The 24,568-nt window shown below is 70.9% G+C and carries 21 protein-coding genes, 1 pseudogene and 1 riboswitch; of the genes and pseudogenes, 18 read left to right on the forward strand and 4 right to left on the reverse strand.

Going from position 1 to position 24,568, the window contains the following annotated elements; all coding sequences use genetic code 11:
- Positions 1–103 precede the first annotated feature (103 nt).
- Positions 104–1,483: a cysteine desulfurase/sulfurtransferase TusA family protein gene (locus AB4039_RS22080; RefSeq protein ID WP_266838634.1), complete on the reverse strand. Its 1,380-nt coding sequence runs from the start codon at positions 1,481–1,483 to the stop codon at positions 104–106.
- 283 nt (positions 1,484–1,766) lie between these two features.
- Between AB4039_RS22080 and ctaC the strand changes: the two genes are divergently transcribed.
- The 4 genes from ctaC (at position 1,767) to AB4039_RS22100 (ending at position 6,224) form a co-directional block, all read left to right on the forward strand.
- Complete coding sequence (gene ctaC, locus AB4039_RS22085) at positions 1,767–2,738, forward strand: aa3-type cytochrome oxidase subunit II (RefSeq protein ID WP_266838633.1); 972 nt, start codon at positions 1,767–1,769, stop codon at positions 2,736–2,738.
- Positions 2,735–4,465, forward strand: coding sequence for an aa3-type cytochrome oxidase subunit I (gene ctaD / locus AB4039_RS22090; protein WP_442271619.1), 1,731 nt, complete (start codon positions 2,735–2,737; stop codon positions 4,463–4,465). Before ctaC ends, ctaD begins: the two co-directional genes overlap by 4 nt.
- Positions 4,462–4,860 carry a cytochrome c oxidase subunit 4 gene (locus AB4039_RS22095; protein ID WP_030233183.1) on the forward strand — a complete coding sequence of 133 codons (399 nt, stop codon included), beginning with the start codon at positions 4,462–4,464 and terminating at the stop codon, positions 4,858–4,860. Before ctaD ends, AB4039_RS22095 begins: the two co-directional genes overlap by 4 nt.
- Positions 4,861–4,976: 116 nt before the next feature.
- On the forward strand, positions 4,977–6,224 hold the full coding sequence (locus AB4039_RS22100; RefSeq protein WP_266838632.1) for a L,D-transpeptidase family protein: 1,248 nt from the start codon (positions 4,977–4,979) through the stop codon (positions 6,222–6,224).
- A 150-nt stretch (positions 6,225–6,374) separates the two neighbouring features.
- On the opposite strand, the gene AB4039_RS22105 is transcribed toward AB4039_RS22100, so the two are convergent.
- Positions 6,375–6,779 carry a hypothetical protein gene (locus AB4039_RS22105; RefSeq protein WP_266838631.1) on the reverse strand — a complete coding sequence of 135 codons (405 nt, stop codon included), beginning with the start codon at positions 6,777–6,779 and terminating at the stop codon, positions 6,375–6,377.
- 199 nt (positions 6,780–6,978) lie between these two features.
- On the opposite strand from AB4039_RS22105, the gene ctaE reads away from it, so the two are divergent.
- The 7 genes from ctaE (at position 6,979) to AB4039_RS22140 (ending at position 14,914) form a co-directional block, all read left to right on the forward strand.
- Positions 6,979–7,599: an aa3-type cytochrome oxidase subunit III gene (gene ctaE, locus AB4039_RS22110; RefSeq protein ID WP_266838630.1), complete on the forward strand. Its 621-nt coding sequence runs from the start codon at positions 6,979–6,981 to the stop codon at positions 7,597–7,599.
- Positions 7,600–7,675: 76 nt separating this feature from the next.
- A complete protein-coding gene (gene qcrC, locus AB4039_RS22115) occupies positions 7,676–8,485 on the forward strand; it encodes a cytochrome bc1 complex diheme cytochrome c subunit (RefSeq protein WP_266838629.1) in 810 nt (269 codons plus the stop codon).
- Positions 8,482–9,540 carry a cytochrome bc1 complex Rieske iron-sulfur subunit gene (qcrA, locus tag AB4039_RS22120; RefSeq protein WP_266838628.1) on the forward strand — a complete coding sequence of 353 codons (1,059 nt, stop codon included), beginning with the start codon at positions 8,482–8,484 and terminating at the stop codon, positions 9,538–9,540. Before qcrC ends, qcrA begins: the two co-directional genes overlap by 4 nt.
- Positions 9,537–11,168 (forward strand): cytochrome bc1 complex cytochrome b subunit, encoded by a 1,632-nt coding sequence (gene qcrB / locus AB4039_RS22125; RefSeq protein WP_266838627.1) that lies wholly within the window; start codon positions 9,537–9,539, stop codon positions 11,166–11,168. Before qcrA ends, qcrB begins: the two co-directional genes overlap by 4 nt.
- A 165-nt stretch (positions 11,169–11,333) precedes the next feature.
- Positions 11,334–12,398: an anthranilate phosphoribosyltransferase gene (gene trpD, locus AB4039_RS22130; RefSeq protein WP_266838626.1), complete on the forward strand. Its 1,065-nt coding sequence runs from the start codon at positions 11,334–11,336 to the stop codon at positions 12,396–12,398.
- 168 nt (positions 12,399–12,566) lie between these two features.
- Positions 12,567–12,683, forward strand: a riboswitch (SAM riboswitch).
- Between the two features lie 232 nt (positions 12,684–12,915).
- The gene (locus tag AB4039_RS22135; protein WP_442271620.1) at positions 12,916–14,301 is read left to right on the forward strand and encodes an aminotransferase class V-fold PLP-dependent enzyme; all 1,386 of its coding nucleotides are present in this window, start codon (positions 12,916–12,918) and stop codon (positions 14,299–14,301) included.
- Between the two features lie 4 nt (positions 14,302–14,305).
- Positions 14,306–14,914 (forward strand): ferredoxin, encoded by a 609-nt coding sequence (locus AB4039_RS22140; RefSeq protein ID WP_442271621.1) that lies wholly within the window; start codon positions 14,306–14,308, stop codon positions 14,912–14,914.
- Positions 14,915–14,968: 54 nt separating this feature from the next.
- Here the strand turns inward: AB4039_RS22140 and AB4039_RS22145 are convergent, their stop codons facing one another.
- The gene (locus AB4039_RS22145; protein WP_008738815.1) at positions 14,969–15,250 is read right to left on the reverse strand and encodes an Lrp/AsnC family transcriptional regulator; all 282 of its coding nucleotides are present in this window, start codon (positions 15,248–15,250) and stop codon (positions 14,969–14,971) included.
- 139 nt (positions 15,251–15,389) lie between these two features.
- Complete coding sequence (locus AB4039_RS22150) at positions 15,390–16,091, reverse strand: rhomboid family intramembrane serine protease (RefSeq protein WP_442271622.1); 702 nt, start codon at positions 16,089–16,091, stop codon at positions 15,390–15,392.
- A 124-nt stretch (positions 16,092–16,215) separates the two neighbouring features.
- Between AB4039_RS22150 and AB4039_RS22155 the strand changes: the two genes are divergently transcribed.
- The 7 genes and pseudogenes from AB4039_RS22155 to AB4039_RS22185 all read left to right on the forward strand — a co-directional run bounded on the left by AB4039_RS22155 (position 16,216) and on the right by AB4039_RS22185 (position 24,556).
- Positions 16,216–16,455 (forward strand): hypothetical protein, encoded by a 240-nt coding sequence (locus AB4039_RS22155; RefSeq protein ID WP_249771655.1) that lies wholly within the window; start codon positions 16,216–16,218, stop codon positions 16,453–16,455.
- A 39-nt stretch (positions 16,456–16,494) separates the two neighbouring features.
- Positions 16,495–17,859 carry an NYN domain-containing protein gene (locus AB4039_RS22160; protein WP_266841585.1) on the forward strand — a complete coding sequence of 455 codons (1,365 nt, stop codon included), beginning with the start codon at positions 16,495–16,497 and terminating at the stop codon, positions 17,857–17,859.
- A 283-nt stretch (positions 17,860–18,142) separates the two neighbouring features.
- Positions 18,143–19,183, forward strand: a complete 1,041-nt coding sequence (locus AB4039_RS22165) for a C40 family peptidase (RefSeq protein ID WP_266841584.1) — start codon at positions 18,143–18,145, stop codon at positions 19,181–19,183.
- Positions 19,184–19,429: 246 nt separating this feature from the next.
- Positions 19,430–20,482, forward strand: a complete 1,053-nt coding sequence (locus AB4039_RS22170) for an NlpC/P60 family protein (RefSeq protein ID WP_266838622.1) — start codon at positions 19,430–19,432, stop codon at positions 20,480–20,482.
- A 25-nt stretch (positions 20,483–20,507) separates the two neighbouring features.
- The gene (locus AB4039_RS22175) at positions 20,508–21,662 is read left to right on the forward strand and encodes a hypothetical protein (protein WP_442271623.1); all 1,155 of its coding nucleotides are present in this window, start codon (positions 20,508–20,510) and stop codon (positions 21,660–21,662) included.
- 23 nt (positions 21,663–21,685) lie between these two features.
- On the forward strand, positions 21,686–22,828 hold the full coding sequence (locus tag AB4039_RS22180) for a glycosyltransferase family 4 protein (protein ID WP_266838621.1): 1,143 nt from the start codon (positions 21,686–21,688) through the stop codon (positions 22,826–22,828).
- Positions 22,829–22,943: 115 nt separating this feature from the next.
- A pseudogene (locus AB4039_RS22185) lies at positions 22,944–24,556 on the forward strand (GMC oxidoreductase).
- The last annotated feature ends 12 nt before the right edge of the window (positions 24,557–24,568 follow it).

A 24,568-nucleotide genomic window follows, 5' to 3' on the forward strand; every position in this document is an offset into this window, starting at 1 on the left:
CCCGGCCCCGGCCCGGCCCCCCGGCCTCACCCGGCCCCGGCCCGGCCCCCCGGCCTCGCCCGGCCAGGGCAGGGGCAGCCGCCCGGCGCGGACCCGCCGGCGGTCAGAGCGTGCGGCGGACCGTGTAGGCCGTGCCCGTGGGGCGCGGGGATTCCCCCACGTAGACGTGCCCCCGCATCGCGCACCACGCCGGGATGTCCAGCCGGGCCACCTCGTCGTCCGACAGGACGGTGACGGTGCCCCCCACCGGAACCCGCCCGATGGCGCGGGCGAGCTCGATCACCGGCTGCGGGCAGCGCAGGCCGAGGGCGTCGAGTTCCAGGGATTCCGCCACCGGGGCGACGGACGCCGGTTCGCCCACGCCCAGCTTCTCGCGGATCCCGGCCACCGCCCCCGGCAGCACCTCCAGGAAACCGTTGACCTCGTCCGCCGAGGTCCCCATCGGCAGGGACACCCGTACGTTTCCCTCCGACAGCACTCCCATCGCCCGCAGCACGTGACTGGGGGTCAGGGTGGAGCTGGTGCAGGAGGACCCGGAGGAGACCGAGTACCCGGCGCGGTCCAGCTCGTGGAGCAGGGTCTCGCCGTCCACGTACAGGCAGGAGAAGGTCACCAGGTGCGGGAGCCGGCGCTCGGCGTCGCCCACCACCTCCACGTCCGGCACCAGCCGGGCCACCCGGCGCCGGATCCGGTCGACCAGCACCCGCAGCCGGGCCGCCTCCGCTTCGGCCTCGGCCCGTACCGCCCGCAGGGAGGCGGCCGCCGCGACGATCGCGGGGAGGTTGGCGAAGCCGGGGGAGCGGCCCGACTCCCTTTCGTCTGCGGGGCCTTGCGGTGCGAAGCGGACCCCCTTGCGGACGGCGAGCAGCCCGACCCCGGGCGGCCCGCCCCACTTGTGGGCGCTCGCCGTGAGGAGCGACCAGGCACCGTCCACCCGGCCCCACCCCAGGGACTGCGCCGCGTCCACGAGCAGCGGCACCCCGGCGGCCGCGCAGACCTCGGCGACCTCCGCCACCGGCTGGACCGTGCCCACCTCGTGGTTGGCCGACTGGAGGCAGGCCAGAGCGGTGCCGGAGCCGAGGGCGGCCGCGTACCCGTCGGGCGAGGCGGCGCCCAGCCGGTCGACCGGAACCTCCGTCACCGTGCCCCCGGCGGCCGCGTGCGCGTCCGCCGCGTGCAGTACAGAACTGTGTTCGACCGCCGATACGACCAGATGCCCGCCGACGCGTCGGCGTCCCGCCAGGGCCCCCGCCACCCCCGTGTGAACCGCGTGCGTCCCCGATGGAGTGAACACGAGCTCGTCGGCCCGGCATCCCACGGCATCGGCCGCCGCCTCCCGCGCCGCGTCCAGCAGCAGCCGGGCGCGCCGCCCCTCCCGGTACAGTCGGGCCGGGTCCGCCCAGCCCTCGTCGAGGGCGGCCTGCAGCGCCTGACGGGCCACGGGGTGCAGCGGGGCGGCGGAGGCGGTGTCGAAGTAGGGCATCCGGCCACGCTAACCGGAGGCCGCGGACGGCCGGGGTCAGGGGCCGTCAGATGTCGTCCGGAGCCCGCCATTCAGGGCCGGATGGCCCGTCCCCCGTACGGCGGATCCATCCCTTCGGGGGCAGTAGCGGCGCGTTGGGCACCCTCCCCGCGCGACCCCAAATAGCGTCCAGTAGGGTTTGGTCCGCATAAACATCCAAACCCCTGCCTGCGTCAGGGCCGGCGACCGACCCGAACACGGCCGCGGCCGGCCGCGCGGGCCGAGACTCTCGGGAAGGCGCTACGTGAGTCCCTACGGCTCCGACCGCTCGCCGCGGCGCCCGATGCGGCGGAAGCTGCTGCAGGCGCTGACTGCGGGCGTGGTCCTGGCGACCGCCACTGGTTGCTCGTACAACTGGCAAGACTTCCCCCGCCTCGGAATGCCCTATCCGGTCACGGAGGAGGCGCCTCGCATCCTGTCCCTGTGGCAGGGGTCGTGGGCAGCTGCTCTCATCACGGGCATCCTGGTGTGGGGCCTGATCATCTGGAGCGTCATCTTCCACCGGCGCAGCCGGACGAAGATCGAGGTCCCTGCGCAGACCCGGTACAACATGCCCATCGAGGCGCTGTACACCGTGGTCCCGCTCATCATCGTCTCGGTGCTCTTCTACTTCACCGCGCGTGACGAGTCGAAGCTGCTCGCCCTCACCAAGCCGGCCCACACGATCAACGTGGTCGGCTTCCAGTGGAGCTGGGGCTTCAACTACGTCGAGAACGTCGACGGCGATGCGGCCACCCCGAAGGCGGGCGAGGTCCCCAAGGAGATCGCCACCATTCCGGACCGCTTCACCAAGGACTTCCCCGCGGGCGCCGAAGGCGTCTACGAGAAGGGCGTCCCCGGCGACCGGAACCCGGAAACCAACAACCCGGGGCCGACCCTCTACCTCCCCAAGGGCGAGAAGGTCCGCTTCATCCTGTCGTCGAACGACGTCATCCACTCCTTCTGGGTGGTGCCCTTCCTGTTCAAGCAGGACGTCATCCCCGGCCACACGAACGTCTTCGAGGTCACCCCGTCGCAGGAGGGCACCTTCATGGGCAAGTGTGCCGAGCTCTGCGGTGTCGACCACTCCCGGATGCTCTTCAACGTGAAGGTCGTCTCGCCGGAGGAGTACCGGGCGCACCTGAAGCTGCTGGCGGAGAAGGGGCAGACCGGCTTCCTCCCGGCCGGCATCAAGCAGACTGACCCGGCCCGGAATGCGGAAGTGAACAAACTGTGAGCATCCTCAACGAATCCCAGGGTGCCGCCGCCGACTCGTATGAGAACGAGCTGCCGGTGCGGCGCAAGCAGCCGGGCAACGTGGTCGTGAAGTGGCTGACCACGACCGACCACAAGACCATCGGCACGATGTACCTGGTCACGTCGTTCGTGTTCTTCATCATCGGCGGGATCATGGCGCTCTTCATGCGCGCCGAGCTGGCCCGTCCGGGCACGCAGATCATGTCGAACGAACAGTTCAACCAGGCCTTCACCATGCATGGCACGATCATGCTGCTGATGTTCGCCACCCCGCTGTTCGCCGGTTTCGCGAACTGGATCATGCCGCTGCAGATCGGCGCGCCCGACGTGGCGTTCCCGCGGCTGAACATGTTCGCGTACTGGCTGTACCTCTTCGGCTCGTCCATCGCGGTGGCCGGCTTCGTCACCCCCTCGGGTGCGGCCGACTTCGGCTGGTTCGCCTACTCCCCGCTGTCGGACGCCGTCCGCTCGCCGGGCATCGGCGCCGACATGTGGATCATGGGTCTGGCCTTCTCGGGCTTCGGTACGATCCTCGGCTCGGTCAACTTCATCACCACGATCATCTGCATGCGCGCTCCCGGCATGACGATGTTCCGCATGCCGATCTTCACCTGGAACGTGCTGCTGACCGGTGTCCTGGTCCTGCTCGCCTTCCCGGTGCTGGCCGCCGCGCTGTTCGCGCTGGAGGCCGACCGCAAGTTCGGTGCGCACGTGTTCGACGCGGCCAACGGCGGCGCCTTGCTGTGGCAACACCTCTTCTGGTTCTTCGGACACCCAGAGGTGTACATCATCGCGCTACCGTTCTTCGGAATCATTTCCGAGGTCATCCCGGTCTTCTCCCGCAAGCCGATGTTCGGTTACATCGGTCTGATCGCGGCGACGATCTCGATCGCCGGCCTCTCGGTGACCGTGTGGGCCCACCACATGTACGTGACCGGCGGCGTGCTCCTGCCGTTCTTCTCGTTCATGACCTTCCTGATCGCGGTACCGACCGGTGTGAAGTTCTTCAACTGGATCGGMACSATGTGGMRKGGCTCGCTSWCCTTCGAGACSCCGATGCTCTGGGCCATCGGCTTCCTGATCACCTTCACCTTCGGTGGTCTGACCGGTGTCATCCTGGCTTCGCCCCCGATGGACTTCCACGTCTCCGACTCGTACTTCGTCGTCGCGCACTTCCACTACGTCATCTTCGGCACCGTGGTCTTCGCGATGTTCTCCGGCTTCCACTTCTGGTGGCCGAAGTTCACGGGCAAGATGCTGGACGAGCGCCTCGGCAAGATCACCTTCTGGACGCTGTTCGTCGGCTTCCACGGCACCTTCCTGGTCCAGCACTGGCTGGGTGTCGAGGGCATGCCGCGTCGTTACGCGGACTACCTCGCCGCCGACGGCTTCACGACGCTGAACACGATCTCCACGATCAGCTCGTTCCTGCTCGGCCTGTCGATGCTGCCCTTCATGTACAACGTCTGGAAGACGGCGAAGTACGGGAAGAAGATCGAGGTCGACGACCCGTGGGGCTACGGCCGTTCGCTGGAGTGGGCGACCTCCTGCCCGCCGCCGCGGCACAACTTCCTCACCCTGCCGCGGATCCGTTCCGAATCCCCGGCGTTCGACCTGCACCACCCGGAGATCGCGGCCCTCGACCACCTTGAGGACCACAGCGCCGGCACCAAGGCCGTCACCGGTGGCAAGGAGGCCGGCAAGTGAAGATCCAGGGCAAGATGTTCCTCTGGCTCGCCGCCTTCATCCTGATCATGACCGTCGTGTACGGCGTCTGGTCGAAGGAGCCGGTCGGAACCACCGCTCTCGCGCTGGCCTTCGGCCTGAGCGCCATGATCGGCTACTACCTGGCCTTCACGGCCAAGCGCGTGGACGAGATGGCCCAGGACAACCTGGAGGCCGAGGTCGCCGACGAGGCGGGCGAGCTGGGGTTCTTCTCCCCGCACAGCTGGCAGCCGCTCTCGCTGGCCGTCGGTGGCGCCTTCGCCTTCATGGGCGTCATCTTCGGCTGGTGGCTGATGTACTTCTCGGCGCCGCTGATCCTGATCGGCCTGTGGGGCTGGGTGTACGAGTACTACCGCGGTGAGAACGCGAACCAGTAGTTCGCGGCCGTACAGCAGGACCTGAGGGGCCCGGACACCTTTTCGGAGGAGTCCGGGCCCCTCGTTTGCAGTCACCCCGCGCGCCGTATTTGTCATATCTTCATAGCGTTGGCTCCATGAACCACTCACCGCGTCTTTGGACGGTACTCAGCTGCTCCCTGCTGGTCGCGTCCCTCGGGGCCGGCGCCACCGCATGCGGGTCCGGCGAGAAGAACCCGCTGTCTGTCCGCCCGTACGACGCGGGCGAGCACGTCGCCTTCAACCAGGCCACCGGCGGACGCCCCGCCGACCCCGACAAGCCGCTCGAAGTCACCGTCAAGGGCACGACCGCGCGCATCACCGACGTGATGGCCGTGGACACCCACGGACGGCGGCTGGCGGGTGAACTCTCCGCCAAGGGCGACCGCTGGCACAGCACCGTCCCCATGGCCGCGGGCGTGCGCTACACGGTCACCGTGAGCACGGAGGACGAACGCGGCGCTCCAGGGCAGCGCACGCTGGCTTTCGACACCACCCCGGCCAAGAAGGTCCTCAAGGTCGAATTCGGCCCGGACGAGGGCAAGTACGGCGTCGGACAGCCCATCACGGCCGAACTCAACGAGCCGGTCAAGGACAAGGCCGCCCGCGCCATCATCGAACGGGCCCTGGTCGTCGACACGCCCGACAACGTCGAGGGCGCCTGGTACTGGGTGGACGACAAGAACCTGCACTACCGCCCGAAGGACTACTGGCCCGCCCACTCCACCGTCTCCGTGCAGAGCAACCTGGAGGGCGTCAGGATCTCCGACGAGCTCCACGGAGCCGCCTCCAAGCCGCTGAAGCTGGAGATCGGGGACCGGGTGGAGGTCACCACGGACGCCTCCTCGCACTACCTCACGTTCAAGCGCAACGGAGAAGTGATCAACACCATTCCGGTGACCACCGGAAAGCCCGGCTTCTCCACCCGCAACGGGGTCAAGGTGGTGCTGGGCAAGCAGTACTTCGTCCAGATGCGCGGCGACACCGTCGGCATCGGCGGCAGCGAGTACTACAACCTGCCCGTCTACTACGCCACCCGCGTGACGTGGAGCGGCGAGTACGTCCACGCCGCGCCGTGGTCGGTCGGCTCCCAGGGCTACGAGAACGTCAGCCACGGGTGCACCGGCATGAGCACCGGCAACGCCGCCTGGTTCTACGAGAACATCACCGAGGGCGACATCGTCCGTGTGATCAACAGCATCGGCGAGGACATGGACACCTTCGGGAACGGCTACGGCGACTGGAACATGGACTGGAAGGACTGGCGCGAGGGAAGCGCCCTCCTGAAGGGCACCCAGGAAGGCCGCAACCCCATGGACCAAGCCCGCCTCAGGCCCCAGGTCTGAGCCCCGCGGCCGGCCGGGCCGCAGGGGCCGCGTCGGCGAAGGCGGGCGGGCGCCCGGAGGGCATCGCGAGGGACGAGCGGTTTCCGAGGACGCCCGCCCGCCCGGAGCCGACGTGGGCGGCCCCGGAGGCGAAGCCGGCCGGAGAACGGCTCAGGCGGCGCTGGAGCCCAGCCGGGTCCGCAACACGCCCGCCAGGGCCTCCGGGAACTCGACCGGGTCCACCGGAAGGGTGACGGCGGCGTCCGCGCGGCTCCAGGTGGCCAGCCACGCGTCCTGGGGGCGCCCCATCAGCAGCAGCACCGGGGGACACCGGAAGATCTCGTCCTTGATCTGCCGGCACACACCCATGCCCCCGGCGGGGACGGCCTCCCCGTCCAGCACACAGGCGTCGATGCCGCCCGCGTCCAGCTCCTTGAGGACCGCCGGAAGCGTCGCGCACTCCAGGAACTCCACCGGCGGCAGGTCGGCCGCCGGCCTGCGCCCGGCCGCCAGCCGCACCTGCTCCCGGGTGCCCGCGTCGTCGCTGTACACCAGAACCCGCGCAGTCGCCCGCATTTCGTTCCTCCACGTGTCACGTGAATCACGTTGATGTTGCGCGGGATGCTACTCCGTCCGACCGGTCGTCAACATCGGTTCCGGCAGCCTCGCGCAAGAGGCCGGGAGGGGGATCTGATGGGCCGTTCGGGCCTTGCACACGCCCCTGACACTCCGAACGGCACCCCCCGGGGTGAGGGCGGGATAAGCGACCGACATAATGTCGGTCGTGGCGACAGCAACGACAGTAGATACCGGGCACGCGCACCCGACGGTCAACCGGCCGAACCTCGTCAGCGTCGGAACCATCATCTGGTTGAGTTCCGAGCTGATGTTCTTCGCGGCCCTCTTCGCGATGTACTTCACCCTGCGATCCGTGACAGGCTCCGAGTACTGGACAGAACAGGCTTCGGCCTTGAATCTGCCCTTCTCGGCGACGAACACAACGATCCTGGTGCTCTCCTCGCTCACCTGCCAGCTCGGCGTATTCGCCGCCGAGCGCGGTGACGTGAAGAAGCTCCGGACGTGGTTCATCATCACGTTCGTCATGGGTGCGATCTTCATTGGCGGCCAGGTGTTCGAGTACACCGAGCTGGTCAAGCACGAGGGCTTGTCTCTCTCGTCAGGCCCGTACGGCTCGGTCTTCTACCTGACCACCGGCTTCCACGGTCTGCACGTGACGGGCGGTCTCATCGCCTTCCTGCTGGTCCTCGGCCGGACGTACGCGGCCAAGAGGTTCACCCACGAACAGGCCACGTCGGCCATCGTCGTGTCCTACTACTGGCACTTCGTCGATGTCGTCTGGATCGGCCTCTTCGCCACGATCTACCTGATCAAGTAGCGAACACGTCGCCGGGCACCGCCCGGCACTCCATCCAGAAACACCGACGCAGAAGATCCTGACACCGGGGTAATCCGTGAAAAAGCTCTCCGCACGACGACGCCATCCGCTGGCGGCGGTCGTCGTTCTACTCTTCGCGCTGGCGGTCACGGGGGGGCTGTACGCCGCCTTCGCGCCCGCGGGCAAGGCGCAGGCCGATGAAACCGCCCAGTCCCTCGCCATCGAGGAGGGCAAGAAGCTCTACGCCGTGGGTTGCGCAAGCTGCCACGGAACCGGCGGTCAGGGTTCCACTGACGGCCCCAGCCTGGTCGGCGTCGGCTCCGCGGCCGTCGACTTCCAGGTGAGCACGGGCCGCATGCCCGCCCAGCAGCCCGGCGCCCAGGTGCCGAGGAAGCCGGTCATCTACTCCCAGGCCCAGATCGACCAGCTCGCCGCGTACGTCGCGTCGCTCGGTGCCGGCCCGATCGTGCCCACCGAGAAGCAGTACGACCCGGCCGGTGCCGACATCGCCAACGGTGGTGTGCTCTTCCGCAACAACTGCGCGCAGTGCCACAACTTCACCGGCGAGGGCGGCGCCCTGACGCTCGGCAAGTACGCCCCGAACCTGGACGGCGTCGAGCCGAAGCACATCTACGAGGCCATGCTCACCGGCCCGCAGAACATGCCCTCCTTCCCCGACAGCACCATGCCGGAGAAGCAGAAGAAGGACATCATCGCGTACCTCCAGAACGTCAACGGCGAGAAGTCGACCAGCCCCGGTGGCCTCAAGCTCGGCGGCCTCGGCCCCGTCTCCGAGGGTCTGTTCGGCTGGATCTTCGGTCTGGGTGCGCTGATCGCTGTCGCCGTCTGGGTCGCGGCCCACACCGCTAAGGCCAAGAAGTCATGAGTAGCCAAGACATTCCCGAAGAGAAGCACCTGCCGAGCGAGCAGGGCGACGCGCACCACGGTGGCGTAGCGGTCGCGGACGATCCGTTCGCCGACCCGGGCCTTCCGGTCCACAAGCCGCGCATCCAGGACATCGACGAGCGGGCCGCCAAGCGGTCCGAGCGTACGGTCGCGATGCTGTTCACGCTGTCGATGCTGGCCACGATCGGCTTCATCGTCGCGTACGTGACCCTCCCGGTCGACAAGATCGTCTTCATCTTCCCGATCGGGAAGGTGAGCGCGCTGAACTTCGCGCTCGGTCTGACCCTGGGCACGGCGCTCTTCTGCATCGGCGCGGGCGCGGTCCACTGGGCCCGCACCCTGATGTCCGATGTCGAGGTCGCCGACGACCGCCACGAGATCGCGGCCCCGGCCGAGGTCAAGGCGAAGGTCCTGCAGGACTTCGCCGACGGCGCGAACGAGTCCGGCATCGGCCGCCGCCCGCTGATCCGCAACACCCTGATCGGCGCGATGGCCATGGTGCCGCTCGCCGGCGTCATGCTGCTGCGCGACCTGGGCCCGCTGCCCGAGGTCAAGCTGCGCAAGACCGTGTGGGCCAAGGGCAAGCTGCTGATCAACGACAACACGAACGAGCCGCTGCGTCCCGAGGACGTGCTCGTCGGGTCGCTGACCTTCGCCCGGCCGGAAGGCCTGGAGGAGGAGCAGCACGACTTCCAGACGCAGATCGCCAAGGCCGCCCTGATGATCGTCCGCATCAAGCCGGAGGACATCAAGGACAAGCAGGAGCTGGAGTGGTCCCACGAGGGCATCGTGGCCTACTCCAAGATCTGCACCCACGTCGGCTGCCCGATCAGCCTGTACGAGCAGCAGACGCACCACGTGCTCTGCCCGTGCCACCAGTCCACCTTCGACCTCTCCGACGGCGCCCGAGTCATCTTCGGCCCGGCCGGTCACGCGCTTCCGCAGCTGCGGATCGGCGTCAATGACGAAGGCTTCCTCGAAGCGCACGGCGACTTCGAAGAGCCCGTCGGTCCTGCTTTCTGGGAGCGCGGATGAGCACTGCCACCGAATCCAACGCGGCGCGCAAAGCGCCGGCCGGCGAGCGCGTAGCGGACTGGGCGGACGGCCGCCTGGGCATCTACAGCCTGGCCAAGTCCAACATGCGCAAGATCTTCCCGGACCACTGGTCCTTCATGCTCGGTGAGATCTGCCTCTACAGCTTCATCATCATCATCCTCACGGGTGTGTACCTGACGCTGTTCTTCCACCCGAGCATGAACGAGGTCGTGTACCACGGCTCGTACGTGCCGATGCAGGGTGTCCAGATGTCCGAGGCCTTCGCCTCGACCCTGAACATCAGCTTCGAGGTCCGTGGCGGTCTGCTCATCCGGCAGATCCACCACTGGGCGGCGCTGATCTTCGTCGCGGCCATGCTCGTGCACATGATGCGCGTGTTCTTCACGGGCGCCTTCCGCAAGCCGCGCGAGGTCAACTGGGTCTTCGGCTTCCTGCTGCTGGTCCTCGGCATGTTCACCGGTTTCACCGGTTACTCCCTGCCGGACGACCTGCTCTCGGGCACCGGTGTCCGCTTCATGGAGGGCGCGATCCTGTCCGTGCCGGTCGTCGGCACGTACCTGTCGTTCTTCCTCTTCGGCGGCGAGTTCCCCGGCGGCGACTTCGTCGCACGGTTCTACTCGATCCACATCCTGCTGCTGCCCGGCATCATGATGGGCCTGCTGGTGGCCCACCTGATCCTGGTCTTCTACCACAAGCACACGCAGTTCGCGGGTCCCGGCAAGACGAACAACAACGTCGTCGGCATGCCGCTGCTGCCGGTCTACATGGCCAAGGCCGGAGGCTTCTTCTTCCTGGTCTTCGGTGTCATCGCGGCCATCGCGGCGCTGGCGTCGATCAACCCGATCTGGGCGCTCGGCCCGTACCGCCCGGACCACGTGTCCACCGGTGCGCAGCCCGACTGGTACATGGGCTTCTCCGAGGGCCTCATCCGCGCCATGCCGGGCTGGGAGATCAACCTCTGGGGCCACACGCTGGTCCTGGGCGTGTTCGTCCCGCTGGTGATCTTCCCGCTGGTCCTCGCCGCGATCGCGGTGTACCCGTTCATCGAGGCCTGGGTCACCAAGGACAAGGGCGAGCACCACATCCTGGACCGCCCGCGCAACGTCCCGACCCGTACGGCGTTCGGTGTCGCCTGGCTCACCTGGTACGTGATCCTGCTGATCGCCGGTGGCAACGACATGTTCGCGCAGTACTTCCACCTGTCGATCAACTCGATCACGTGGTTCGCGCGGATCGGCTTCTTCGTGGGCCCGGTCATCGCCTTCGTGATCACCAAGCGGATCTGCCTCGGCCTCCAGCGCCGGGACCACGACAAGGTGCTGCACGGTCGCGAGACCGGCATCATCAAGCGCCTGCCGCACGGTGAGTTCGTCGAGGTCCACGAGCCGCTCTCGCAGGGCAAGCTGCACACCCTCACCTCGCACACGCAGTACGAGCCGATCGAGATCGGCCCGACGGTCGACGAGAACGGCGTCGAGCGCAAGGTGGGAGCCGGCGAGAAGCTCCGCGCGAAGCTCAGCAAGGGCTTCTACGGGGAGAACACCCACATTCCGAAGCCCACGGTGGAGGAGTACAAGGAGATCCAGAGCGGCCACGGCCACCACTGATCTCCGGTAAGACAGCTTGAGGGATCGGTTTCGGCCAATCCTGGTGTCGCCACGGTGAGAGCCCCGTCCAGTGTCTGGACGGGGCTCTTCGCCGTCTCGCGGGCTGGATAGGCTGAGATCCTTCCCCATTCGACGTGGAACTTTTCCGAGCAGCAGGAGCGGACCATGAACGTTGTGACCCCGGCAGGCGGCGACAGCGTGGCGGCCCGTGGCTGGCCGGGCCTCCTCGACGCCCTCCTGACCGGCCGGAACCTCACCACGGACGACACCGCCTGGGCGATGGACCGGATCATGCGGGGCGAGGCCACGGACGCGCAGATCGCCGGTTTCATGGTGGCGCTCCGGGCCAAGGGGGAGACGGTGGCGGAGATCAACGGCATGGTGCGTGCCATGTACGATCACGCCAATCTGATCGAGGTGCCGGGCCGGACGGTGGACATCGTCGGCACCGGCGGGGACGGGGCCAAGACCGTCAACATCTCGACGATGTCGGCGCTCGTGGTGGCCGGCACCGGCGCGAAGGTGGTCAAGCACGGCAACCGGGCCGCGTCCTCCGCGAGCGGCTCCTCGGACGTGCTGGAGAAGCTCGGCGTCAACCTCAACCTCACCCCGGCCCGGGTGGTGGAGGTCGCCGAGGAGGCCGGCATCACCTTCTGCTTCGCGGTGAAGTTCCACCCCGCGCTGCGGCACGTGGCGGCGGCCCGCAAGGAGCTGGGCATCCGGACCACCTTCAACTTCCTCGGCCCGCTGACCAACCCGGCGAAGGTCCGCGCACAGGCCACGGGCGTGGCCGACGCCCGGGTCGCCCCCATCGTGGCCGGGGTGCTCGCGGAGCGCGGCTCCTCGGCGCTGGTCTTCCGGGGCGACGACGGCATGGACGAACTCACCACGACGGCCACCTCCCGGGTGTGGTGGGTCCGCGACGGCGCGGTCACCGAGCAGACGTTCGACCCGCGTGACATCGGGATCCAGATCGTGGACGTCTCCGCGCTCCGCGGCGAGGACGCCTCCTACAACGCGGACGTCGCCCGCCGGCTGCTGGCCGGCGAGACGGGCCCCGTGCGCGAGGCCGTCCTGCTGAACTCGGCGGCGGCCCTGGTGGCGCTGGACCCGGGCAGCGGGTCCCTGGAGGAGCAGCTGTCGGCCGGCATCGCGCGGGCGGCCGAGTCGATCGACTCGGGGGCGGCGCGCGCGGCCCTGGAGCGCTGGGCTGCCGCCAGCAACGCCTAGCCGCGGCCGCGCGGCGCCTCCCGGCGGCCGGAGGCCGGCGCAGCCGGACGAAGCCCGGGAGGCCGCCCGCGGCCGAGCGGTGCGAGCACGGCGTTCAGAAGGAGACCCCGGTCCACATCGTGGACCGGGGTCTTGCGCGTGGAGGATCTTGTGGCAGGATGCTGACCAGGTCACGAGTGACAGCGTTTAGGCCCCGGCTTGCTGTCCGGCAACCCTCCTTCCGTGGCGGGGTGCCCCGGGTGATGACCAGGCCGTAGGCAGCGAGGTCTACGGCAAGCGCGGATCCCTCGATACCAGGGGTCCTGGGTCTTCGAGGAGCTTTTTCCGTGAGCAAGCGAATGCGATAGGGCGACTCCGCCCCTTCTTCACCCCTCGGATCAGGGTCGTTGAGGCGTACCCCCACGTCCTTTCCGAGGCCTTCCCGTACCCCTGTGGCCGGCCGGCGCCGTCGCGTCCCGCCGTACCCGCGTACGGGCACACCGAAGCCATTCAGCCCTGCCTGCCGGGAGACACCGCCATGTCCGCATTCCTGAACTCCGCCGCCACCGACGTCGCCGTCGCCGTCGACCCCGCCTGTGCCCAGCCGCTGCCCGTGCTCGGCCGCGATGTCACCGTCCCGCTCGTCACCGGCGGCGAGGTCACCTACGCCGCCCTCGACTACGCGGCCAGCGCCCCCGCCCTCCAGCGGGTCTGGGACGACGTGGCCGCGTACGCCCCGTACTACGGCAGCGTCCACCGCGGGGCCGGGTACCTCTCGCAGCTCTCCACCGACCTGTTCGAACAGAGCCGCGTCACCGTCGCGGAGTTCCTGGACTGCCGCCCCGGCGACCAGGTGGTCTTCACCCGGTCGACCACCGATTCGCTGAACCTGCTGGCCGCCGTCCTGCCGGCCGACTGCCAGGTCTTCGTCTTCGAGACCGAGCACCACGCCTCGCTGCTGCCCTGGGGCGACGCGCAGGTGACCTACCTCAACGCCCCGCGCACCCCGGCCCAGGCCGTCGCCGCCCTGGAGCGGGCCCTGGCCGACCGCGACCCCTACGGCCCCGCCCTGGTGTGCGTCACCGGTGCCTCCAACGTCACCGGTGAGCTGTGGCCGGTCAAGGAGCTCGCCGCCGCCGCGCACGCCCATGGCGCGCGGATCGTCCTGGACGCCGCCCAGCTGGCACCGCACCACCCCGTGTCCGTCCGGGAGCTGGACGTGGACTGGGTCGCCTTCTCCGGCCACAAGCTCTACGCCCCCTTCGGCTCGGGCGTCCTCGCCGGCCGCGCCGACTGGCTCCAGGACGCCCGGCCGTACCTGGCCGGCGGCGGCGCCTCCCGCACGGTGGCCCGCCGCGAGGACGGCGGCGTCGACGTCGAGTGGCACACCACCGCCGCCCGCCACGAGGCCGGCTCCCCGAACGTCATCGGCGTCTACTCCATCGCCTCGGCCTGCCGCGCCCTGAAGGACGCGGGGTTCGAGAACCTGGTCGCCCGCGAGAACCACCTCATCGCCAAGGTCCGCGAAGGCCTCGCCGGCGTCCCCGCCGTGCGCGTGCTCTCCCTCTTCGGGGACGACGCCCCGCGCGTCGGCGTCATCTCCTTCGTGGTGGACGGCTGGAACAGCTCGCACTTCGCGGCCGCGCTGTCCGCCGAGTACGGGATCGGCGTGCGCGACGGCCTCTTCTGCGCCCACCCGCTGGTCCGCACCCTCCTCGGCAGCGAGCCGCAGGAGCCGGGCGAGTGCGGCGCCCCGGAGGCCGCGCCGGGGGAGCGCTCGCTCAACGCGATCCGGGTCTCCTTCGGCGCGGGCACCCCCGACGAGCACGTCGAGCGGTTCGTCCGGGCCGTCGGGGAACTGGTCGCGGACGGCGCCAAGTGGCAGTACCGCACCGAAGAGGGCCGCTGCGTTCCGGCCGTCTGAACCGGTGGGGACCGTGCCCTACTGGGACCCGCTGCCGGCTGCCCGCGCCGCCCAGACCGGACCGCTGCCCGCGCCGGACGGGGGCACCTGGCTGCCGGATCCGGTGTACGGCGGATGGTGGAACCGCCGCTCCGACCGGTGGCGTGAGCGCGACTGGCGCAACGTGCCGGGGCCGTTCTACGGCGCCGGCACCGACAGCTGCTGGATGGGCCGGCTGATCGCCCCGGCGAACGTGCTCTACGAGGACGAGCGGGGCGCGGAGTTCGTCTACCGTCAGCCGCGGGACGTGGCGGAGACGCTCGCGGTTGTGGGCGCCGCCGCACAGGATCCGATGGACGGCTACGCCTGTGACGGTGACCGGCACTGGACCCCGGAGCTCGTTCGTGAGTGGTGGCGGGAGCGCGGCCGGGTCCGTGAATGGGCCGTCCGTCTGGACCGGAGGTGGTCGTTGTCGGAGAGCGGGGAGGAGCGGGAGGCCGCCGGCGGTGCCCGGGAGTACGTCGCGCACATCGACGGCGGTCTCGCGGACCAGCTGCGCGGCTACGTCTTCTGGCTGGCCGAGGGCCGCCCGGCCCGGCCGGGTGAGAGCCTGCCGGGGCTCGGCGGAGCCTGAGGGGGCCGGTACCGGGCGCGGAAACCGGGCCCCTGTGACCCCGCCGGCCAGGTGCTACGCGTCGAGGCCGATCGCGAAGGCCGCTTCCAGGTCGTGCTGGGAGTACGTGCGGAACGCCACGTGCGTGTCGGTGGCCTCGACCCCCGGGATCTTGCTGATGCGGCCGGGGATGATGTCGGCCAGGTTCTCGTGGCGGGCGACGCGGACCAGCGCGATCAGGTCGTACGTACCGGTGACGGAGTAGACCTCGCTGACGCTGTCCAGCGCGGCGATGGACTCGGCGATCTCGGGAATGCGGTCCACGCTGGTCTTGATGAGCACGATCGCGGTGATCATGGCTGGCTGTCTCCCTAGGTGGGCCGTCACTGGTCGCCCCACTTTAAGACGTGATCCGTAGGGTCACCAAAGCCCCCGTCATCGTCACCTGCGCTCCTGGTACCGGCCGGTGCGCACCCACGCCGCGTCGGGCGACCGGTCATTCCGCCAGGACGGAGCGCCTCTTGCCGGTACGGCGATAACGCGCCCATGCGTAGAGGAAGCCCACGGAGAAGCCCACCACGTGCGCCAGGTAGGCCACCCCCGGCCCGCTCTCCGCGCGTTGCGCGGCCAGCCACTGGAGGACGAACCAGAACATCAGCACGATCCAGGCCGGGAAGCGCAGGGGCAGGAAGAGCAGGAACGGGAACAGGCTCGTCACCCGGGCCCTCGGGAAGAGGCAGAGGAAGGCCCCCAGGACTGCCGAGATCGCGCCGGACGCGCCGACCAGGGTCTGGTCCGAGGAGGCGTTGGCCGCCGCGTAGGCCGCCAGCGCCAGGTACCCCGTGCAGACGTAGAAGACGAGGAAGGGCACCCGGCCCATCCGCTCCTGCGTCATCGCGCCGAAGACGTGCAGGAAGAGCATGTTCCCGAGCAGGTGGAGCCAGCTGCCGTGGACGAACAGCGCGGTCAGCGGGGTGAGGAGCGGGYGCGCGGCCCCCGAGAAGAGTTCGTCGGGCACCACCCCCCAGTGCCGGAAGTACGCCGTCCCCGTGGTGAGCAGCCGGTCGCCGGTGCCGAAGGCCGGATTCAGGCCGGAGGCGGGGCCGAGCAGGAAGGCCAGGCAGCAGCCGGCGATCAGTGCGTACGTGACCACCGGGCCCCGGGCGGCCTCGCGTACCGTCAGCCACTTTACGATCATGCAGCAGAGCATGACGCAGACGGACCCGCCCGAGGGCGGTGCCAGGCCGTAGGGTTACGTGCGCGGTCCGTGCACTGCCGCGGAAGGCTTTAATTGAATGAGTTATGAAGGAGAGAGCGACCTGATGACGGTTCCCCTGCCGACCGACACCACCCGGTGGCGCTGCACGTTGTGCGGCAACCTCACGCGGTTCGACGTCACCCGTTCGTCGAAGGTCGTGGAGTACGTCCACCTGGACCTGGCCGGGGAGCCCAAGGTCGAGGAGCGCGAGGTGGTCAGTGAGACCATCGAGTCGGTCCGCTGTCGCTGGTGCAACGCGGTGGACCAGATCGAGCTCGTGGACAGGCCGGGCGCGGACTCCTGAGGGAGCCGGGCCCACAGTAGATCACGGTAGGGGTGACGGATTGTGGAGCCAGCAAGCGGCGCTGAGACGGCCGACGTGGCCGGCGACGCCGCCGAGGTGCTCGACCGCCCGCTGCCGGAGGGCGTGCGGCGCCGGGTCGTCGCGCTCGTCTCGGACGCCTTCGGCGGACTGACGGTCGCGGACCTCCCGGCGCAGCTGCGGCAGTACGCCCGGTTCACCCCGACCCGTCGCGCCAAGTTCGCGGGCAACGCCATGGCCGCCGCGGTGGAGACGGACGGGGTCTTCCGCAGCCGGGTCGCGGAGAAGCTGCGCGAGGCGCAGCCGGAGCTGGCCGGGGCGCTGGACGGCGGGGCCCCGCCCGCGGCGGCGGATCCGCTGGACGTGGCGGCCGCCGCGTACGTGCTGCGTCCGGCCGGATGGGTCAAGCTGGTGGCCGCCGCGGGCGAGGAGGCCCAGCGCGCCGACGCCGAGCGGGTCGATGACGAGACCCGCCGGGAGCTGGAGCGGCTGCGGGCGGAGCTGGCCCAGGCGCGGGAGCACCAGCGCGCCGGGGGCGACCAGGTGAGGGCCGAACTGGACTTCGCGCGCAAGGAAGCGGAATCGCTTCAGCGCAAGCTGCGCAGTGCCCTGAGCGATGTGAAGAGGGGCGAGGCGGCCCTGCGCAAGGTGACCGCCGAGGTCGACGGGATCCGTGCCGAGGCGGCCGCGCAGGTGGCCGTCGCCGAGAGCGAGTCCCGGCGCCTGAAGTCCCGGCTCGCGGAGGTGGAGTCCTCGCTGGAGACCTCGCGGCGGGCCACCCGCGAGGGGCGCAGCATCGAGGACATGCGGCTCCGGCTGCTGCTGGACACCGTGCTGGACGCGGCGGCGGGCCTGCGCCGCGAGCTGGCGCTGCCGCCGGTCTCGACGCGTCCGGCCGACACCGTGGACGCGGTGGAGCCGGGCCGGATGACCCCGAAGGACATCGCGGCGCGGGCCCTGTCGGAGACCGATCCGGCGCTGCTGGACCAGCTGTTGGCGCTGCCCCAGGCGCATCTGGTGGTCGACGGCTACAACGTGACCAAGACCGGCTATCCGACGATGCCGCTGGAGAAGCAGCGGCTGCGGCTGCTGGGCGGCCTGTCGATGCTGGCCGCGCAGACCGGCGCCGAGATGACCTGCGTCTTCGACGGGGCGGAGCTGGCGGCCCCGGTGCTGCTCGCGCCGCCGCGCGGGGTGCGGGTGCTGTTCTCCAAGGCCGGGGTGACGGCCGACGAGCTGATCCGCCAGCTGGTGCGGGCCGAGCCGCCCGGCCGGCCGGTGGTCGTGGTCTCCACGGACCGCGAGGTGGCCGACGGCGTCGCCAAGGCGGGGGCCCGGCCGGTGACCTCGGCGCTGCTGCTGAAGCGGCTGTCGAGGGTTTCGTAGCCGATGCCCCTTTGGTTCCTTTCGTAACTGCTGGGTGCAATGCCGGAATTGGCGGTGCCTGCGGGGGACGCACCGTCAATTCGCCGGTACGCAGCGTGCGCCGACGGTAAAGAAGCCGGTCGGGAAGCGGAATTTTTCGTACGGGGATTTGAACTCATCACCGGCGGGTCACTAGGGTCTGTTCAAACCTTCGTGCGGTCGTTCATCCATTCGGGGTGCGGGCGGAGGTGCGCTGCCGAGTGTGACCCTCTTCGGTGGCTCCAGTCTGAAGGAGCTCGCGTTCGTGGCGTCCCACCGTCGACCCAAGCCGCCGACCCGCACCCGCGTGAGCGTCCTCACGGCACTGGCCACCGCGGCCGTCGCCCTCTCCTCCCAGTCGGCCATGGCCGCCCCGGACAAGCCGAACAAGGACGAGGTCAAGGCCACGGTCGACGCCCTCTACGAGGAGTCCGAGCAGGCGGGCGAGAAGGCCAACGCGGCCAAGGACCGCCAGGACAAGCTGGAGAAGGAGATCGCCCAGCTCCAGGACCAGGTCGCACGCGGCCAGGACGAGCTCAACGGCCTGCGCAACGTCCTCGGTTCGATGGCGACCGCCCAGTACCGCGGCGGCGGCCTCGACCAGTCCGTGGAGCTGCTGCTGTCCGGCGACCCGGAGACCTACCTCGACAAGGCCTCCACGCTCCAGCAGTTGAGCGGCAAGCAGGTCGAGGCGATAACGAAGATCCAGGCCAAGCAGCGCATCCTCGCCCAGCAGCGCCAGGAGGCCTCCGGCAAGCTCGCCGACCTCGACGCCGTCCGCAAGGAGCTGGCCGAGAAGAAGAAGACCGCCCAGGACAAGCTCGCCGCCGCCCAGGCCCAGCTCAACTCGCTCACCGCCGAGGAGCGCGGCCAGCTGAAGAACGAGGAGGCCAAGGCGGGCGAGGAGGCCGCCAAGGCCGCCGACGGGGGCGCCAAGCCCGGTGCGGTGAAGGGCTCCGGGCGGGCCGCGGCCGCCCTGGCCGCCGCGGTGACCCAGGAGGGCAAGGGGTACAACCTGGGCTCCACCGGCATGGCGTACTGGGACTGCTCCAGCCTGGCCCAGTGGGCGTACGCGCAGGCCGGCGTCCAGATCAGCCGCACCACCTTCACCCAGGTCAACGACGGCACGCGCATCGGCATGAGCCAGCTCCAGCCCGGAGACCTGGTCTTCTTCTACGACGACCTGCACCACGTCGGCCTCTACGCGGGCAACGGCCAGGTCTTCCACGCCGCCAACCCCAGGAGCGGTGTCAGGTACGAGGCCATGAAGAACATGCCCTTCCAGTTCGGCGTCCGCGTCGGCTGATCCCGTCCTCCCCGGGTCCGGGGGGACGCGCCGCACACCGCCCATCCGGGCGAATTGCGCGGACCCGCCCTGACCTCACGCCCCGCCGGTGACCTGCGTCTCCGGTGGGGCGTCACCGTGTGTGCCCGCCCCAGGTCGTTGGTCGGCGCGTGGTGGCGCCGCTACTGTCTGCCAGCGCGGAACCCGGCACTCGGCCGTCCACGGGGGGCGGACCCGGTCCCGCGCAGCGCAAGGGAGCGGTTCCACGTGGCGTCCCATCGCCGGACCGGGCTCAGCGGCCTGGACCGGAGCATCAAGGTCACCGTCTTCACCGCCGCGGCGGCCACCGCCGCGGTGGCCCTGGCGGGCGCGTCCGCGCAGGCGGCCCCCGGGCTCCCGCACGACCCCTCCACCGGTTCCCGCGCCCAGGTCGACCGGCTCTTCGAGGAGGCCGAGCAGGCCACCGAGAAGTTCAACTCGGCCGGTGAGAAGGCCGACGGGCTGCGCGCCGAGATCAGCCGGGCCCAGGACGCGGTGGCCCGCGGCCAGGACCGCATCAACACCATGCGCGGGGTCCTCGGCGCCTTCGCCGGAGCCCAGTACCGCTCCGGCGGCCTCGATCCCACCGTCGAGCTGATGCTGTCCGACGACCCCGGGGACTACCTCGACAAGTCCGCCGTCCTCAACCGGCTGAGCGGCCGCCAGGCCCACCGGCTCGGCGAACTGCGCGAGGAACAGCGCCGGATCGCCCAGCAGCGCCAGGAGGCCTCCCGCAAGCTCGCCGAACTGGAGGCCCTGCGCGCCGAGGTGGCCACCCAGAAGCGGTCCGTCACGGCCAAGCTCGCCGCCGCCCGGCAGCTGCTCAACGCGATGCCCTCGGCGGAGCGGGCCGACTACGAGCGGGCCTCGCGCTCGGGCGGCCGCGCCGACGCGCTGCCGGACCCGTCCTTCGACGACGACGGCGGCCGGCCCTCCGGCCGGGCGATGACCGCCGTGATGGCGGCCCGCGCGGCGGTCGGCAAGCCCTACGTGTGGGGCTCCACCGGCCCCTCCGGCTTCGACTGCTCCGGACTGATGGTGTGGTCGTACCGCCAGGCGGGCGTCGCACTGCCCCGGACCTCGCAGGCACAGCGGTACGCGGGCCGGCGGGTGCCGCTCTCGCAGGCCCGGCCCGGGGACCTGGTGACCTACCGCTCCGACGCCAGCCACGTCGCCATGTACGTCGGCAACGGCCAGGTGGTGCACGCCCCCTATCCGGGTGCGCGGGTGCGCTACGACCCCGTCGGGATGATGCCGGTGTCCGCGGTGACCCGCCCCTGAGGCGGACCGTGCGTACGATCGGCTGATGATTCCGGTCCGCCGATCCCCGCGCCTGCTGCCGCGCGCGCTGCCGCTCCTGCTGTGCCCGCTGCTCTGCCTGCCGGTGGCCGGGTGCGCGCGGCCGGCCGCCCGCACCCCCGCGGCGGCCGGGACCACGGCGGAGGCCGGGATCCGGGAGGCCGTCGCCGCCTGGTCGCGCCGGCCGCCCGAGCGGCTCGCCGGGATCCCGCTGGAGGGCTGGTCCTACGAGGTCACCTCGGTCCGGCCGGACGGCGCACGGGCCCTGGTGCGGGCCGAGCYGCGCTACCGGCTCACCGGCTACGACGGCGCCCCCGCCGGGTCGGCCCGCGAGGTGGAGCTGACGCGGGAGGGCGCCGCCTGGCGGGTCACCGCCGACCGGCCCGCCCCCGGAGCCCCTCCCCAGCTGTGGGACCAGGGTCCGGTGGCGGTGGTCCGGGGCGAGCACTCCCTGGTGCTCGGCGTGGGCCAGGACCAGGCGACGCTGACCGGGATCGCCGGGGAGGCCGACCGGGCGGTGCCCGCCGTGAGCGCGGCCTGGCCGCGCGACTGGGCGCGGCGGGCCGTGGTGCTGGTCCCCGCCTCCCTGGACGCGATGGCCGCGCTGCTGGGCCGGCCCGCCGACGCGTACCGGGGCATGGGCGCCGTCACCACCGGCCGGGTGGGCGCCACGCCGGCCCCCGCCGACCGGGTCGTGATCAACCCCGCCGGGTACGCGGAGCTCACCGCGGCCGGCCGGAGCGTGGTCCTGACCCACGAGGTCACCCACGTCGCGACCCGCGCCGCCACCTCCGCCTCGACCCCGCAGTGGCTCTCCGAGGGCTTCGCCGACTGGGTCGCCTACCGGGGCACCCCCGCCACCCCGGCCGGGGCGGCGCCCGCGCTGGGCCGGGCCGTGCGGGCCGGCGAGCTGCCGCCCGCGCTCCCGTCCGACGCCGCGTTCGCCTTCGGCGGGGACGCTGAGGCCATGGCGTGGGCCTACGAGGGCGCCTGGCTGGCCTGCCGGCTCGTCGCCGACCGGTGGGGCGAGGCGGCGCTCGTACGGCTCTACGGGGACGCGGGCCACCAGCCCCTGCCCACCGCCCTGGACGGCGCACTGGGAACGGACCTGCCCGGACTGACGCGGGCCTGGCAGGAGGCCCTGCGGCACGAGCTCGGCTGACGTCGTCCGGTACGTTGGCAGCGATGCACAAGACGCTGATCGTGACCAACGACTTCCCGCCGCGCCCGGGCGGCATCCAGGCCTTCCTGCACAACATGGCACTGCGCCTCGACCCCGAGCGGGTCGTCGTCTACGCCTCCACCTGGAAGCACGGGCCCGAGGGCCGCGAGGCCACCGCCGCCTTCGACGCCGAGCAGCCCTTCACCGTGGTCCGCGACCGCACCACCATGCTGCTGCCGACCCCCCGGGTGACCCGCCGGGCGGTCTCCCTGCTGCGCGAACACGGCTGCGAGTCGGTGTGGTTCGGGGCGGCGGCCCCGCTGGGCCTGATGGGCCCGGCACTGCGCCGGGCAGGCGCGCGGCGGCTGGTGGCCACCACCCACGGGCACGAGGCGGGCTGGGCGCAGCTCCCGGCCGCGCGGCAGCTGCTGCGGCGGATCGGCGAGGGCACGGACACCCTGACCTACCTGGGGGAGTACACGCGCTCGCGCATCGCCTCGGCGCTCACGCAGCGGGCCGCCGACCGGATGGTCCAGCTCCCGCCGGGCGTGGACGAGAAGACCTTCCACCCCGGATCGGGCGGCGCCGAGGTCCGGGCCCGCCTCGGACTGAGCGACCGGCCGGTGGTCGTGTGCGTCTCGCGGCTGGTCCCGCGCAAGGGGCAGGACACGCTGATCGAGGGCATGCCGCGGATCCTGGCGGCCGTCCCGGACGCGGTGCTGCTGGTCGTGGGCGCAGGCCCGTACGAGGCGGACCTGCGCGCGCTGGCCGCGCGTACCGGGGTCGCGGACTCCGTGGTCTTCACCGGGGCCGTCCCCTGGGCGGAGCTGCCGGCCCACTACGGCGCCGGGGACGTCTTCGCGATGCCCTGCCGGACCCGGCGGGGCGGGCTGGACGTGGAGGGGCTCGGGATCGTGTACCTGGAGGCCTCGGCGACGGGCCTGCCGGTGGTCGCGGGCGACTCGGGCGGGGCGCCGGACGCGGTGCTCGACGGGGAGACCGGCTGGGTGGTCCGGGGCGGTGAGGCCGAGGAGGCCGCCGAGCGGATCGTCGCCCTCCTCCAGGACGCGGAGCTGCGGCGCCGGATGGGCGAGCGCGGGCGGGCCTGGGTCGAGGAGAAGTGGCGCTGGGACCTGCTCGCCGACCGCCTGCGCGAGCTGCTGTAGCCGCCGCGCGGGCCGGCGGCGGTGCCCGGCGCGGTCGCGCCATGTCCGACTGTCACTCACATGCGTGGCAGCACGGGTTATGGCCGGTTCGGCCGGATCCGCTCATCATGCGCCCATGACACCCAAGCTGACGCGCCGTCAATTCGGCCTCGCCGCACTCCAGACGGCCGCCGCCCTCGGATTCACCCGCATCGGGCTCTCCTCCGCGGCCGCCGTCGAACCCGCCGCCGCACAGTACGCCCCCGCCATCGTCGTCGGCTCCGGCTACGGATCGGCCGTCGCCGCGCTGCGCCTCGGGCAGGCCGGGGTGCGGACCGTCGTCCTCGAAATGGGGCGGCTGTGGGACACCCCCGGACCCGACGGCAAGGTCTTCCCCTCCACCTCCGCGCCCGACCAGCGCTCCATGTGGTTCCGCACCCGCACCGAGGCCCCGCTCGCGCAGTTCCTCTGGCTCGACGTCGTCAACCGGGACATCAGCCCGTACCCGGGAGTCCTGGACCGGGTGAACTACGGCGACATGTCGGTCTACGTCGGCCGCGGCGTCGGCGGCGGCTCCCTGGTCAACGCGGGATGTCGCCCACCCCGAAGCGCTCGTACTTCACCGAGGTGCTGCCCGGCGTCGACGCGGACGAGATGTACGGGACCTACTACCCGCGCGCCCGCGCCATGCTCGGCGTCAACGACATCGACCCCGCCTGGTTCGAGTCCACGGAGTGGTACCGCTTCGCCCGCGTCTCCCGCAAGCACGCCCGGAACACCGGCCTGAAGACCACCTTCGTGCCCAACGTCTACGACTTCGAGTACATGAAGCGCGAGGCCGCCGGCACGGCCACGAAGTCCGCCCTCGCCGGCGAGGTCATCTACGGCAACAACCACGGCAAGAAGAGCGTCGACAAGACCTACCTGGCCGCCGCCCTCGGCACCGGCAACGTCACCATCGAGACGATGCAGCGGGTGGTCGGCGTACGGACCGACCCGGCCGGCGGCTACGTCCTCACCGTGCTGACCAGCGACGTCACCGGACGGATCACCCAGCTCCGCGAACTGGGCTGCAGGCAGCTGTTCCTCGGCGCCGGAAGCCTCGGCACCACAGAGATCCTGCTGCGCGCCCGCGAGAAGGGCACCCTGCCCGGCCTCAGCGAGAAGGTCGGCCTCGGCTGGGGCCACAACGGCAACGTCATGACCGCCCGCGCCAACCACCTCTGGGACACGGTCGGCGCGAACCAGGCCACCATGCCGGCGATGGGCATCGACGACTGGGACAACGCGGCCAACCCCGTCTTCGCGGAGATCGCCCCGCTCCCGATGGGCATCGAGCACTGGATCTCGATGTACCTGGCCATCACCAAGAACCCGGAGCGCGGCCACTTCACCTACGACGCCGCCACCGACTCGGCGCGGCTCCAGTGGACCCGGGACCAGAACACCCCGTCCGTGGCCGCCGCCCGCAACCTCTTCGACCGCATCAACCGGAGGAACGTCACGATCTACCGCTACGACCTCTTCGGCGGCAACCGGCCCTTCGCCGACGACTTCACGTACCACCCGCTGGGCGGCTGCGTCCTCGGTGAGGCCACGGACGCCTACGGCCGGGCCAAGGGCTACCGGGGCCTGTACGTGGTCGACGGCTCGCTGGTGCCCGGCTCGCTGGGCGTGAACCCGTTCGTGACGATCACCGCGCTCGCCGAACGGAACGTGGAGCGGATCCTCGCCGAGGACCCGCGCTGACCACGTCCCGGC

The organism is Streptomyces sp. M-16 (assembly GCF_052114405.1).
Taxonomy (GTDB): domain Bacteria; phylum Actinomycetota; class Actinomycetes; order Streptomycetales; family Streptomycetaceae; genus Streptomyces.